The 14,098-nt window shown below is 65.0% G+C and carries 7 protein-coding genes; 4 read left to right on the top strand and 3 right to left on the bottom strand.

The features are described from left to right. Nucleotides 1–69: 69 nt before the first annotated feature. Entirely contained in the window at nucleotides 70–2,148 is a 2,079-nt protein-coding gene (gene glgX, locus QMK22_RS07860; RefSeq protein ID WP_283497057.1) for a glycogen debranching protein GlgX, read from the top strand. Between the two features lie 55 nt (nucleotides 2,149–2,203). Here glgX and glgP read toward each other — a convergent pair whose 3' ends face one another. Continuing rightward, complete coding sequence (gene glgP, locus QMK22_RS07855) at nucleotides 2,204–4,771, bottom strand: alpha-glucan family phosphorylase (protein ID WP_283497056.1); 2,568 nt, start codon at nucleotides 4,769–4,771, stop codon at nucleotides 2,204–2,206. 115 nt (nucleotides 4,772–4,886) lie between these two features. Here glgP and QMK22_RS07850 point away from each other — a divergent pair, with 115 nt between their 5' ends. Both QMK22_RS07850 and glgB read left to right on the top strand, forming a co-directional pair. Beyond that, complete coding sequence (locus tag QMK22_RS07850) at nucleotides 4,887–6,992, top strand: alpha-1,4-glucan--maltose-1-phosphate maltosyltransferase (RefSeq protein ID WP_502857286.1); 2,106 nt, start codon at nucleotides 4,887–4,889, stop codon at nucleotides 6,990–6,992. Then, complete coding sequence (glgB, locus tag QMK22_RS07845; RefSeq protein ID WP_283497055.1) at nucleotides 6,989–9,361, top strand: 1,4-alpha-glucan branching protein GlgB; 2,373 nt, start codon at nucleotides 6,989–6,991, stop codon at nucleotides 9,359–9,361. Before QMK22_RS07850 ends, glgB begins: the two co-directional genes overlap by 4 nt. 83 nt (nucleotides 9,362–9,444) lie before the next feature. On the opposite strand, the gene QMK22_RS07840 is transcribed toward glgB, so the two are convergent. After that, nucleotides 9,445–10,437: a tetratricopeptide repeat protein gene (locus QMK22_RS07840; protein WP_283497054.1), complete on the bottom strand. Its 993-nt coding sequence runs from the start codon at nucleotides 10,435–10,437 to the stop codon at nucleotides 9,445–9,447. Beyond that, nucleotides 10,434–12,245 (bottom strand): DUF8094 domain-containing protein, encoded by a 1,812-nt coding sequence (locus tag QMK22_RS07835; RefSeq protein WP_283497053.1) that lies wholly within the window; start codon nucleotides 12,243–12,245, stop codon nucleotides 10,434–10,436. The genes QMK22_RS07840 and QMK22_RS07835 overlap by 4 nt, the downstream gene beginning before the upstream one ends. Nucleotides 12,246–12,488: 243 nt before the next feature. Here QMK22_RS07835 and QMK22_RS07830 point away from each other — a divergent pair, with 243 nt between their 5' ends. Next, nucleotides 12,489–14,096: a hypothetical protein gene (locus tag QMK22_RS07830; RefSeq protein ID WP_283497052.1), complete on the top strand. Its 1,608-nt coding sequence runs from the start codon at nucleotides 12,489–12,491 to the stop codon at nucleotides 14,094–14,096. Nucleotides 14,097–14,098: the final 2 nt, after the last annotated feature.

The following is a 14,098-nucleotide window of genomic DNA, read 5'->3' as shown; positions in this document are numbered from 1 at the left end:
ACCCATTTTAGCCGGGCAGCGGATGCCGGTGGTCGTCACCCTGCCCCCGCACTGATTACTCTTGAATCCATGAGTTCCACCGACCCCCTGCGTAATCTCGGTGTGCGACTAACGAGCGCTGGCGGTGAACTGCGCGTCTGGGCCGAACATGCCGACGCAATGGAACTGTGCTTGTTTGACGACACCGACCCCAATTGGATCATCAAGAGTGTGCCGATGACGCAGGATCTGCACGGCGTGTGGTCCGGCAAGTCACGCACCCTGTCGCCGGGTCGCCGCTACGGCATTCGCGTGTCGGGTCCGACGAGCCCGAAGAACTCATTCCACCCCGAGAAAACCCTGATCGAACCGTACTCGCGCGGCCTGGTTCGGGTGGGGTCCGGTCTGTGGCAGTCCTCGGTGGTCGATGACTATTTCGACTGGAACGGCGCCACCAAGCCCGCTACCCCCCTCGACCACACAGTTGTGTACGAGGCGCACGCGCGCGGCGTCAGCCGGCTGAATCCGCTGGTTCCGGCCGCCTTGCGCGGAACCTATGCCGGGCTCGCGCACGAATCCACCATCGCCTACCTGAAAGACCTCGGCGTGACCGCGGTCGAGCTGCTACCGGTGCAGGCGTTCGTATCGGAGCAGCGCCTGATCAAACAGGGATTGAACAACTATTGGGGATACAACACCCTCAACTTTTTCACGCCGCACGCCGACTACGCCACCCAAGCTGCCCAGTCCGCCGGGCCGGAGGCCGTGCTGCGCGAATTTAAGGGAATGGTCAAGCTGCTGCACGAGGCAGGGCTCGAGGTCATTCTCGATGTGGTGTACAACCACACCGCTGAGGAGGGGCGCAACGGTCCGGTCACGAGCCTGCGCGGCATCGACAATGCGGCCTACTACCGCCAGGACGAATCCGGCGCATACATCGACGTGACCGGTTGCGGCAACACGGTGAACTTCAGCCACGATGTGCCCCGCCGGCTCGTGCTCGATTCGCTGCGGTATTGGGCCAATGACCTACAGATCGACGGGTTCCGGTTTGATCTCGCCGCAACGCTCGGTCGGGATGCCGGAGTGGTCTACGACCCGGAGCATCCGCTGCTCACCGACATTCGCGATGACCCGGAATTGGCCGGTGTGAAGCTTATCGCCGAGCCGTGGGATGTCGGTCAGGGCGGCTGGCAGACCGGCAATTTTCCCACCGGTTGGACCGAATGGAACGACCGCTACCGCGACCGCATGCGGGACTTCTGGCTGTCCGATATGAAGAGCCTGCGCGAGACCGGCTCGGCCGGCAGTGGCATCGGACGCTTTGCGACCCGCGTCGCCGGTTCTTCGAACACCTTCTCCGATCAGCGCGGTCCTTTGGCCTCCCTCAACTTCATCACCGCCCACGACGGGTTCACCCTCGCCGACCTGACCGCGTACGACACGAAACACAATCTGGGCAACGGTGAGTCGAACCGCGACGGCACCGACAACAACAGCTCCTACAACCACGGTGTCGAGGGGCCGACCCGCGACGTGGCCATTCTGGCCACGCGGCGCAAGGCCATGCGTAATCTGCTCGGCACGTTGCTCCTGTCGGCCGGTATCCCCATGCTCACCGCCGGTGACGAGTTCGGTCGCAGCCAGCGCGGTAACAACAACGCCTACTGTCAGGACAGCGAGCTGACCTGGCTCAACTGGGACTTCGATGACTGGCAGCAGGATCTGCACCGGGTCACCCGCCGTCTCTTGCAGCTGCGGAGGGAAAACCCGGCGCTGCGCCCGGCGCACTTCGGCCGGTTCGGCGAGACCACGCCGAGCGCCAGCCAGCTCGATTGGTACAACATCGCCGGGGAGGCGCTGACCGGCGATGCCTGGAACTCGCCCACCGAACGCACCCTGCAATATATGGCGGCCTCGACCCCCGAGCACGAAGCCTTCAACCGCATCCTGCTCGTGGTGAACGCTCGTGAACAGGACGAGACGGTCACCCTGCCGAGGCACGAAGGGGTGGATGCTTACACGCTGCTCTGGGATTCCAGCCACGATGACCTGCGCAACTCGATCATTGAGCATGCGCCCGGCACACCCCTGTTTGTATCCGGGGCTTCGATGCAGCTCCTGCGCGCGCACGGCCCGTTCGTACCGCGCGCCGCGCCGCGCGACTGAAGCGCTCCCGTCCACAACGGGGTTGGCGCCCGGCAATCGCCGCGCGCCAACCCGTTTAGTTGGCGACGGCGACCAGACCCATTTCGGCCGGGCTGATCAGAAGGTCGTTGCGGGGAACGACCCGCACCGTGTAGCCGAAAGCTCCGGCGCGGTCGAGCTGCACAGTTCCCGTGAACAGGGTCGCCCCACCGGCTGGGGAATCGGTGACGGGCGTCGGCTTGAGCGCCTGAACGGCCACGTCGCGCAACTCGTCGGTACCAAGACTCTTTCCGTAGACAACCTCGACGGTCACGTCGTCAGCCGAGAGTCCACCCAGCTGAACGTGCGCGCGCAGGTGCAGGTCATCGCCGACTTCGGGCACCGACAGCACCCCGCCCGATTCCACGTGGGTCACCGCAACCTGCGGCCAGGCCGCGACGATGCGGCCCTTCCACGCCGCCAATTCGCGGGCGGCACGAAAGTTGTTCGCCGACATCAGGGCTTCGTAGTGCCCGGCCGGACGATACAGGCGCTGCACGTACTCACTCACCATCCGGTCAGCGGACAGTTGCGGTGACAGAGTGCTGAGGGTGTGTCGAATGTTGGAGACCCAGCGCTCCGGCACTCCATCGGCGTTGCGTTCGTAGAAGGTGGGCGCCACCTGGTGTTCGATCAGGTCATAGAGCGCGTCGGCTTCGAGCCGGTCTCGTTCGGCAGAATCGCCGGCTGAATCGGCCGAGGGAATCGCCCAGCCGTTCTTGCCGTCATAATATTCCGGCCACCAGCCATCGAGGATCGACAGGTTGAGGGCACCGTTGAGCGCCGCCTTCATGCCGCTCGTACCGCACGCCTCGAGCGGGCGGAGCGGATTGTTGAGCCAGACATCCGTTCCCGGATACATCAGCTGGGCCATCGCAATGTTGTAATCGGGCAGAAACGCGATGCGGGTGCGCAGGGCCGGGTCGGCGGCAAACTGCACGATCTTCTGAATCAGCCGTTTTCCCTCCTCATCGGCGGGGTGCGACTTACCGGCGATGACGATCTGAATGGGATGCTCCGGGTGCAGCAGCAAGGCACGCAAACGTTCCGGGTCGTGCAGCATGAGGGTCAGCCGTTTGTAGGTGGGAACCCGGCGGGCGAACCCGATCGTCAGCACGTTCGGGTCGAATACCTGACCGATCCAGGCCGGCGGGATGCCGCCCGGGTTCTGGTCACGCCAGGCATTGAGCAGACGGCGGCGCGCATCTTCGACGAATTGCAGGCGCATCTGCCCCCGCACCGACCACAGGTCCTGGTCGGAAACATCATCGGAAGCCCAATTGGCCGACGTCGTGTCGCTCGTGCCGAGCTTGGTGAAGGCGAGGCTCTTGAGCGCCGGGTCGGTCCAGCTCTGCGCGTGCACCCCGTTCGTGATCGACGTGATCGGCACATCCGCTGAGTCAAAACCCGGCCACAGCCCATTGAACATGCGTCGGCTGACCTCGCCGTGCAGGGTCGAGACGCCGTTGGCGTGCTGGCCGAGGCGCAAACCCATGACGGCCATGTTGAACACCTCGGAGGAGCCGCCCGCGTAACTTTCCGCGCCGAGCGCGAGCAGATCTGCCACGTCGACTCCGGGCAGCAGCTCCGTGTCGAAGTACCGAGCCACGAGCGAACGGTCGAACCGGTCGATGCCGGCAGCTACCGGGGTGTGGGTGGTAAAGACGGTGCCGGCGCGGGCCACCTGCAGGGCTTCCTGAAAACTCAAACCCTCGCCGATCAGGCTGGAAATGCGTTCGAAGCCGAGGAATCCGGCGTGCCCCTCGTTGGTGTGGAACACCTCCGGCTCGGGCAGGCCGTGCAGGGAACTCCACAGTTTCACGGCGCGGGCGCCGCCGATGCCCAGAAGCAGTTCCTGCAGCAGCCGGTGTTCACCACCGCCGCCATACAGCCGGTCGGTGACCAGACGCAGGTCATCGGCGTTTTCGGGAATGTCGGCGTCGAGCAGGAGCAGGCGCACCCGGCCCACTTTCGCCTCCCAGACTCGGGCATGCAGGGTGCGGTCGTCGGGCAGCGCGAGCGACACCTGCACGGCCGAACCGTCAGCACGGCGCAGCACTGAAAGCGGCAGGCCGTCCGGGTCTAGCAGCGGGTAGCTTTCCATCTGCCAGCCGTCGGGCGAGATGGCCTGGCTAAAGTAACCGGCGCGGTAGAACAGCCCGACCCCCACGAGCGGCAGGCCGAGATCGGAGGCGCTCTTGAGGTGGTCACCGGCCAGAATGCCCAGTCCGCCCGAATACTGCGGCAGCGCGGCGGCGATACCGAATTCCGGCGAAAAGTAGGCGATCGCGGCGGGTTTCTCGCCCTCCAGCCCCTGATACCAACGCGGCCGTTCGAGATAGTCCCGCAGGCCGTCGCGCGTGGCGTTGACCTCGGCCACATAGTCGTGGTCCTCGGCAAGCTCGTGGAGCCGGTGCGGGTCGACGGCACCGAGCAGGGCGACCGGATCGGTGCCGATCTCACGCCACAGCTCGGGGGCGATGCGCTCAAACAGTTGCCGGGTGGGCTCATGCCACGACCAGCGGAGATTGCCGGCAAGCTCCTCGAGAGCCGCCAAGGGCTCGGGGAGAACGGCACGGACGGTAAATTTGCGGATGGCCTTCACGAGGTCAACCTTAGGCGTGTCCCGCGTGCAATATGTAACACTGATTTTCGTGTCGGGTGGGCGAGCCGAGCAGAAGACAGGAGCCTTTGTCACTCTTTCACGCTACGGTCGTGTTGTGGCAAAGACATCAGCACAGAAGACGACCCTGCCGACAGTATCGAGCAGCGCCCCGGCCCGCGTGCCCGCGGAGGACGCAGCGACCAGCAGCGCCGCCGCATCCGTTGGTCGCATTCCCGTTCTTGACCTCTCGCCTCAGCTGAACGACAATCTCTGGCCGGCGCGGGCGTTTGCTGGCGAGGTTGTGCCGTTCGGTGCGACCGCTTTTCGCGAGGGACACGACCTCATCGGTGTCGAGCTGCAGCTCACCGCGCCAGACGACAGCCTGACGCGGCATCCGATGGCGTTGCAGGGCGACGGTACCGATCGGTACGGCACGCAGGCGCAACTCGCCGTCGCTGGCCAGTGGACGTACCGGGTGCGCGCGTTCGCCGACGACTTCGCCACCTGGGAGCACAACGCGCTGATCAAAATTCCGGCCGGCGTCGACGTGGAGCTCATGTTCACCATCGGCAGCGAGCTTTTCACGCAGGCCGGGGCCGACACCGCCCGTCCGCTCGCCGCCCGCCGTCTCTTTCGTACGGCCGCGACAACCCTCGCCGACACCGCCCGGCCCACCGCCGAACGGTTACTGGCGACAGCGGATGCTGCGCTTCTCCAGGCCATCGCGGCCCAGCCGCTCGCCGGGCTGTCATCGCTCTCGGCCGAACGCACCGTTATCGTCGAGCGCACCCGGGCGGGAGTCGGTTCCTGGTACGAGTTCTTCCCGCGGTCAGAGGGAGCCGTTCGGCGCGCCAACGGAAGTTGGAAGAGCGGAACCTTCCGCACCGCAGCGAAGCGTCTGCCCGCCGTAGCCGCCATGGGCTTCAACGTGCTCTACCTGCCGCCGATCCACCCGATCGGGACCGCCTTCCGTAAGGGCCCAAACAATTCGCTCACCGTCGCTCCGGGAGACCCGGGTTCTCCGTGGGCAATCGGGTCGAAGGACGGCGGCCACGACGCCATCCACCCCGACCTCGGCACTGTCGTCGATTTCAAGTTCTTTCTGAAGAAGGCGGCCTCGCTCGGCCTGGAGATCGCCCTCGATTTCGCCCTGCAGGCTTCCCCCGACCATCCGTGGGTCGAGGAACACCCGGAGTGGTTCACCACCCTGCCCGACGGCACCATCGCCTACGCCGAGAACCCGCCGAAAAAATATCAGGACATCTACCCGATCAATTTCGACAACGATCCCGCCGGCATCCGTGCCGAAGCGCTGCGTTTGCTGCGCTACTGGATCAGCCTCGGCGTGCGTATTTTCCGGGTGGACAACCCGCACACCAAGCCCCTCGACTTCTGGGAATGGCTCATCGCGGAAGTGAATCTGACCGACCCCGACGTGGTTTTTCTCGCCGAAGCTTTCACGCGCCCGGCCCTGATGCAGGCCCTCGGCAAGGTCGGCTTCCAGCAGTCCTACACCTACTTCACCTGGCGCAATACGAAAACCGAGCTCGAGGAGTTCTTCGACGGCCTTGCCACCGAGACCCCCGATTTTCTGCGCCCGAATCTGTTCGTCAACACCCCCGACATCCTCACCGAGTACCTGCAGTTCGGCGGCCCGGCCGCGTTCAAGATTCGGGCGGCACTGGCGGCGACGGCGGCACCGAGCTGGGGCGTCTATGCTGGCTTCGACCTGTTCGAGAACGTTGCCCGCCCGGGCGCCGAGGAAAGCATCGACAGCGAAAAGTATGAGTATCGGCCCCGCGATTGGAGCAAAGCCGAGGAGCTGGGTAAATCGCTTGCGCCGTACCTCACCCTGCTCAACCGAATTCGTGCTGAGCACCCCGCGCTCGGGCAACTGCGCAATCTGAACATCCACTCCAGCGATGACGATTCAATCCTCGTCTACAGCAAGTACCTCGACGCGGCATTCACCGGCACCGGCCACGCCGATGCTCTCATTGTCGTGGCGAATGTCGACCCGCACTCCGTACGTCAAACGGTGGTGCACCTCGACGTGACCCGCTTCGGCATCGCCCACGGCGACACCTTCGACGTGCACGACCTCGTGTCCGGCGCTACCTGGACCTGGTCGGCCGATAATTTCGTTCGCCTCGACGCTTTCACCGAGCCCGTGCACATTCTGCACGTCACGCCCCACGTTCCGGGGCAGGGCGGCGCATGAGCGGCGACGCAGAAAGACATCAAAACAAGCACGATAAGAACAAGCACGATAAGAAGAAATCGAGCAAGGCCACAAAAATGAAGGGTCAGGGAAAAAACATCGACGGTAAGAAGGCGCAGCCCCCGAAGACGCAGTCCCCTCAAACAAAGTCCCCGAAGACGCAGAAGCACCTCGCGCCCGTCGAGCCGGCCGTGATCGCCGATCACATCCTGGCCGCCGTCGCCGCCGGGAGCTACTACAGTCCGCATGAGATTCTCGGTCAGCACCTCGTCCACCAGCCCGGGGTGTCCGACCCGCTCGTGATCATCCGCGCGCTTCGCCCGCTCGCCACCGAGGTGTTCGCCATTCTTGCCAACGGCGCGCACGTCGAGCTCGCCCACCTCGCCTACGGCATCTGGCAGGGCGAGAGCACGGTCGGCCTCAGCGATTACACGATCGAGGCCCGCTACGAGAACGCCGAGCCGTGGACCTGCGATGACCCGTACCGGTTTACCCCGACGCTCGGCGAGCTGGACCTGCACCTAATCGGTGAAGGCCGTCACGAGCGACTCTGGGACGTGCTGGGGGCACATCACCGTCAGCACCAGGGTGTCACCGCGTCATCGGCCGGCACCTCGTTCGCGGTCTGGGCGCCGCACGCCAGCGCCGCCCGCGTAATCGGAGACTTCAACGGGTGGAATGGCGTCACTCACGCCATGCGCAATATGGGCAGTACCGGCGTCTGGGAGTTGTTCATCCCGGGCCTCGACGCCGGTGCCAAATACAAGTTTCAGCTGCTCGCCCAATCCGGTGAATGGGTGGAGAAAGCCGACCCGCTCGCCCGATTCGCTGAAGTTCCCCCACAGACCGCTTCGGTCGTCACGCAATCGCACTATGAATGGGCGGATGCCGCGTGGCTGGCCAACCGTGCGGCCAACGATCCGCACAACCAGGCGATGATCGTGTACGAAATGCACGTCGGATCGTGGCGCCCCGGGCTCGGCTACCGCGATCTAGCCGATGAACTGGTCGGGTACCTGCACGAGCTCAGCTTCACCCACGTGGAGTTCATGCCCCTCGCGGAGCATCCGTTCGGCGGTTCCTGGGGGTACCAGGTGAGCGGCTACTACGCACCGACCAGCCGGTTCGGCTCCCCCGACGACCTGCGCTATTTGATCGACCGGCTGCACCAGGCCGGCATCGGCGTGATCATGGACTGGGTGCCCGGCCACTTCCCCAAGGACGACTTCGCCCTCGCCCGCTTCGACGGACAGGCACTGTACGAGCACCCCGATCCGCGTCGCGGCGAGCAGATGGACTGGGGAACCTATATTTTCGACTTCGGTCAGATGCAGGTGCGCAACTTTCTCGTGGCCAACGCGTTGTACTGGCTGGAAGAATTTCATATCGACGCTCTGCGTGTGGATGCCGTTGCGTCCATGCTCTACCTGGACTATTCCCGCGAAGACGGCCAGTGGGAGCCGAACCAGTATGGTGGCAACGAGAATCTCGAAGCCATCAGCCTGCTGCAGGAGATCACCGCGACGGCGTACAAGCGCAATCCCGGAACCATCATGATCGCTGAGGAATCCACCAACTGGGGCGGGGTGACGGCTCCCACCAGCGGCGGCGGTCTCGGCTTCGGGCTCAAGTGGAACATGGGCTGGATGCACGACTCGCTCGAGTACATGCAGGTGGACCCGATGTACCGCTCGTACCACCACAACGACATCACGTTCTCGTTCATCTACGCGTTCAGCGAGAATTTCCTGCTGCCGATCAGTCACGACGAGGTCGTGCACGGTAAGGGTGCTCTGGTGTCGAAGATGCCCGGTGATTCCTGGCAGCAGCTCGCCAACGTGCGTGCCTACCTCGCTTTCATGTGGGCGCACCCGGGCAAGCAGCTGTTGTTCATGGGCAGTGAGTTCGGGCAGCGCTCGGAGTGGAGCGAAGAGCGCGGACTGGACTGGTGGATGCTCGACCAGCCGGCGCACCGCGGGCTGTTCAACCTCGTCGGCCAGCTCAACCGGGTCTACCGCGACAACCCGAGCCTGTGGAGTCGCGACAACGACCCCGGAGGCTTCGAGCTGCTCGACGGCGGCGCAGCGAGCCAGAACGTGGTGTCGTTCCTGCGCTGGGACAATCACGGCGTTCCGGTCGCCTGCTTCTTTAATTTTGCCGGAGAGCCGCACACCGACTACCGGGTGGGCCTGCCGTTCGCCGGGCACTGGGATGAGATCCTCAACACGGATGCCAGCGACTTCGGCGGGTCCGGCGTGGGCAACTTCGGTGCCGTCGAGGCCGTCAACGAACCCTGGGCCGGCCGCCCCGCCTCGGCGACCCTCACCTTGCCACCGCTGGCCGGCCTGTGGCTCCGGCTGCGCCGATAGTTCTGCGAACATTAGGACGCAACAGTGCCCGTGTGACCAGGTCACACGGGCACTGTTTTGCGCTCGCTCGAGCTGAAAGTCGGCTAGTAGAGCAGGGCGGTTAGGCGAGCGCGGGTGGGAGGCACCCGGGGGTCGTCGGCGCCGATGACCTCAAACAACTCGAGGATACGCTCGCGGATCGTGTTGCGGCCGGCTGGGGGCTGTGCCGGGAACAGACTCAGCAGGCGATCAAACGCGTCCTCGATATGCCCGCCGGACAGGTCGAGATCGGCGACCAGAAGCTGCGCCTCCAGATCGTCGGGTGCGGATGCCGCCCCATTGCGAATCTGGTCGATGGTTTTTCCCTGCAGCCGGGCCAGCAGGCTGACCTGGGCGAGGCCGGCTACCGCCATGGTGTCATTCGGATTCTGGGCCAGAGCCGTGCGGTATTCGCGCTGGGCGGTGGCGTAGTCACCGGCCTCGATTGCCTCATACGCTTCGAGGTGGTGCGGCGGCAGGGGCTCGTCAACCACCGGTGCCGGCTCTGTGGCGTCGGCCGCGTCGGCGGCCTCGGCTGTTCCGGTCACACCCTGCTGCGTGGCGAGTTCCAGCACGCGGCCGAGCAGATCGGAGATCTGCTCTTCGGCCAGCGGGCCGCTGAAAAGCTGCACCGGCTGACCGGTGATGACCGCGGCCACCGTGGGCACCGACTCGGACTGGAAGGCCTGGGTCAGCTGCGGATTCGCGTCGATCTCCACCCGGGCCAACACGAATTTGCCGGCCAAACCGGTGATGACCTTCTCCATGACGGCCAGAAGCTGCGTGGAGGGTTCGCTCCACGCAGCCCACAGCGCAACGATTACCGGCACCCGCGAGGAGAGCTCGAGCAGCTCCCCGAAGTTGGTGTCCGTGCCGTCGAGGATCAGGCTCGGAACCGAGACGGCTCCGGTGGGCGCTGCCGGTCCTCCCACGGGGGCACCGGTCACGGGTGCCCCGTTGACGGCAACCGGCGGCGTTCCGGCCGACGCGCGGTTCACGAGTGAGGAGAGGTCAACCGCTCCGCGCAGGTTTGATCCGGATGGGGGCATATTGGTCATGGAAGCTCCGCCGATGTGATGAGGCCCTGAGCAAAGCCCAAGAGCACGATTTTGTCGCTTGAACCGCCCGTGGGCACGTAGAACAGCAGTTGGTCGCGGTACGTATTTTGAAAGCCCTTGGCCGTGGTGGTAATGCCGGACAGCGCCTTGGTGGCCAGGGCGTCTTCGGCCGGCCCCACCGTGGCACCCTCATCGACCGGTTTGACGGTTTCGGTTTCCGTCATGCTCACGGCGACGATGCTGCCGGAGTCGTTGGTCGCCAGGGCTACCGCCTCATCCGAGCCCGCCGTTGCGGCGAAATCGATCGAGGCGGTCGTGGGCAGCGCGGCGATCTTAGCCGCGTTCAGGTCAGCGACCTGGACGCGGAAATTGTCGCCGTCACTCTCAAACAGGCCGTACGACGGGCTGGCCTCGCCCTGCAGCAGAATATCGGCGTAGGCGCTGGCCAGCTGGTCCGGCGGCAGCAGCAGCAGCTTGTTGTCCGGGGCGATGGCCGGGGCACCGACAACGGCCGGGGCTACCTTCGGTACGTGCGCCGACTGCTCCAGCGCGAACAGGTAGTCCACCTGATAGTTGGCCCGAGGTGAGGCCTGCTTGAGAATGACGGCCATCGTCGGAACACTGGGGTCGTTTTCATCCTGAATAACGGTCATGACCACTCGCGGCCAGGAATTGGTCTGCTGCGGCAGCGTGAAGGTGAGTGGGGCACCCGGCAGGGCAACGAGCGCGGCGACGGCCGGGTCGACCGCGCGAATCTTGTAGTTGGCCAGTCGTTGTTCGAGAGCCGGCCCGGTAAATCGCGTGGCAATGGTCTCGGTATTGAGATTGGCATCCGCGTCAGCGCTGAGAACAGAGATTTCGCGCATGATCGTCTCCAGCTGGGAAACGGTCACCGCCGGCGGCGGCAGCTCGGCGGCAGCCTCGACGGAATCAGTGGACTGGGGCGTTGGCGTGGGGGTGGCGGTCGCCGTCGATGCCGCGTTGAAATCGGGCCACAGGTCGGCCGAGCATCCGCTCAGCGCAAGGCCGGAAACCAGGATCATCGGAACGATGGCCACTCGGCGGTTGAGTCCTCGGCGTGAGCTGGTGATCTGACTGGCCTTGATGGCCTTGGGCCGCGGGGCGCGGGGCAGGCGCGGCATCCGCGGACCGCGTGGAAGGTTACGACGCGGCCGGCGCGAACGACGCAGGTGCAGCAGGGCCAGAACGTACAACACGAGGCCGATCAGCAGCAGCAGTGCACCCCCGGCCAGCAGCGGGCCGGCCCAGGGGGTGGAATTGTCTGAGGCCCACGACAGACGGATGTCGGCGGGTGCCGGTTCGGTGCCGTCCGACGCCACAATCACCGAGATGCCGGCCGGCAACGTCAGCGTGGTGGTTATCGACTCCGTGCCGGTGTATTCCTCCAGCCAGAGGTCTGAGCCGGCGGGATTCACAATCGTCGCGGCGGCAGCGTCCGCTGTTGCGGGATCGTCGGGAAGAACTGCCTCGGTAACGGTGGACGTGAGGTCACCCGATTTCTCGCTGAGCCCGACGGTGGCATACGCGTCGTCACCGATCCACGCGGCAACATCCTCGGAACGACCGTAGGCGAGGAAGATCGCACCGTCGCCGCGCACGTTGATCGTCTGGCTGCCCGGTGAGGCTGCGAGGGCGCTCGGGTCGATGACGGTGTATTTCGTGTCACCGTCGACGCTCGCGGTGAGGGAGGTGAATGACGGCTCGAGCAGGATCGTTCGCTGTGCGATGCCGAGAACGATCATCACGGCTGCGAGTACGAAGGCCACAATGGCAAGAACAAAACGCACGGATCACCCTTCAGCATTTTCACTGGTTGCTACTGTTCAGTCACTCTGGCTGAATCACGGGACTGAAAGTGCTCAGACACGGACCTTCTACGTTACTGCGTTCTCCTGAGTGGTGCCTACTAGTGCCCTCGGGCCCGGCCGATTGCTGGTGCGCGCGGCGCTCCGCCAGCACACTAAAATCGAGGTGTTCCCCGTCATGCGTGATCCATTGAGGGCCGGGGCCTCATCGGTAAGGAGTAGAACGTGTCTGATGACGAAGCTGATTTCACCCAGGTATTTCGGGGCTATGACAAGGACGAGGTCACCAAGGCCGTTCAGGCGCTGCGTCGTGAACTCATTCAGGCAAACACCCTCAACGCTGAAGCCGGCCGCGAGGTCAAGCGTCTCACCGGCCGCGTCGAGGATCTCACCGCCGAGATCGAAGAAGTCGGGAGCCCCACATTCTCCGGCCTCGGCACCAAACTGGAGAGCACCCTCCGCGTTGCCGAAGAACAGTCAACCCGCGTCATCGCCCAGGCCGATATCGACTCCGAGAAGTTGCGCAGCGCGACCGATGACGAAGTGCAGCTGCTCCGGCAGAATGCGATCGAGCAGGCCGAACGCACCCTGTCCGATGCTGCGGTCAAGGCGCGTCGGGTGCTCGATGACGTGCGCGTTGAAGCGGATGACTTGCGCGCCCGGGCCCAGGACGAGCAGGCTCAAGTCACCCAGGATGCGGTTCGTGATGCCGCTCTTATTCGCGGCGCTGTCGCCACCGAAGCCGCCGATGCCCGGTCCACGGTGAAGCGCGAGGTGGCAGCCATCCGCTCGGAAGCCGATCGCGAAGCCGCCGAAGTGCGGGTCGTAGCCCAGCGTGAGGCCACCGAGGCCCGTGAAACCGCGGCCGGACTCAACCGCGAGACCGAAATCATCCGCACCGAACTGGCCCTCGAACTCGACCAGCAACGAGCCGACCTGCAGCGCGAAACCGACCAGGCCCGCGCCGACCTCACGGCTGAAACCGAGCAGGCGCGGGTCGACCTGGCCCGAGAAACCGAGCAAACGCGCCTCGCCACCGCCCACGAAGCCGACCAGGCCCGCACCCTGCTCGCCGCCGAAGTCGAGCAGGGACGCATCGACCTGGCCCGAGAGATCGAACAGGCGCGTGCGACGGCCGAAATCGAACGCGAGCAGGATCGCACAGATTTCGCTCGCGAGCTCGACCGCAAACGTGCCGAACTGGCCCGCGAAACCGACCAGGCCCGGGCTGCGCTGACCGCTGACGGAGAACAGGCCGGCGCCGATCTGGCCCGGGAAATTCAGCAGGCTCGTATCGACGCCGAGGCGGCCGCCGAGCAGGCCCGCATCGATCTGGAGAACCACCTCACCGCCACACGCAAGAAAGGCGAACAGGAGGAGAGCCGTCTGACCCGCGAAATCGACCAGGCCCGTGCCGACTTTGACGTTGAGCTGAAAGCTCGCCGTGACGAGGCCGAGCAGGAACACCTGGCCCGCCATCAGGAAGCCGTGGCCGTGGCGCAGAAATTCCAGACAGATGCCGCCAGACAACTCGCCGAGACGACCGCGCGCACCGCAGAGCTGCGCGCCCTGAACGAGAAACTCGACACGGGAGCCCGCGACGAAGCCAAGGCAGCCAAGGAGCTGGCCGAGGATACCGCCGCGCGCCTTCTCAGCGACGCTCAGAGCGAAGCCACCGCGCTGGTCACCGACGCGACGACACGCTCGCGCGCCCTCGTCGCCGACGCCGAAGACCGGCTGTCGCAGATTAGGATTGAGCGCGATGCCGTTGCCGGTTATTTCGAAAGCCTGCGCAGCGTTTTGACCCAGGCCGAACGGGTCGCAGCCGAGTAATC

It is taken from the genome of Cryobacterium sp. PH29-G1, assembly GCF_030063365.1.
Taxonomy (GTDB): Bacteria; Actinomycetota; Actinomycetes; order Actinomycetales; family Microbacteriaceae; genus Cryobacterium.
Note: the sequence above shows the minus strand (reverse complement) of the source record. Positions and strands in the feature narration are given on the sequence as shown.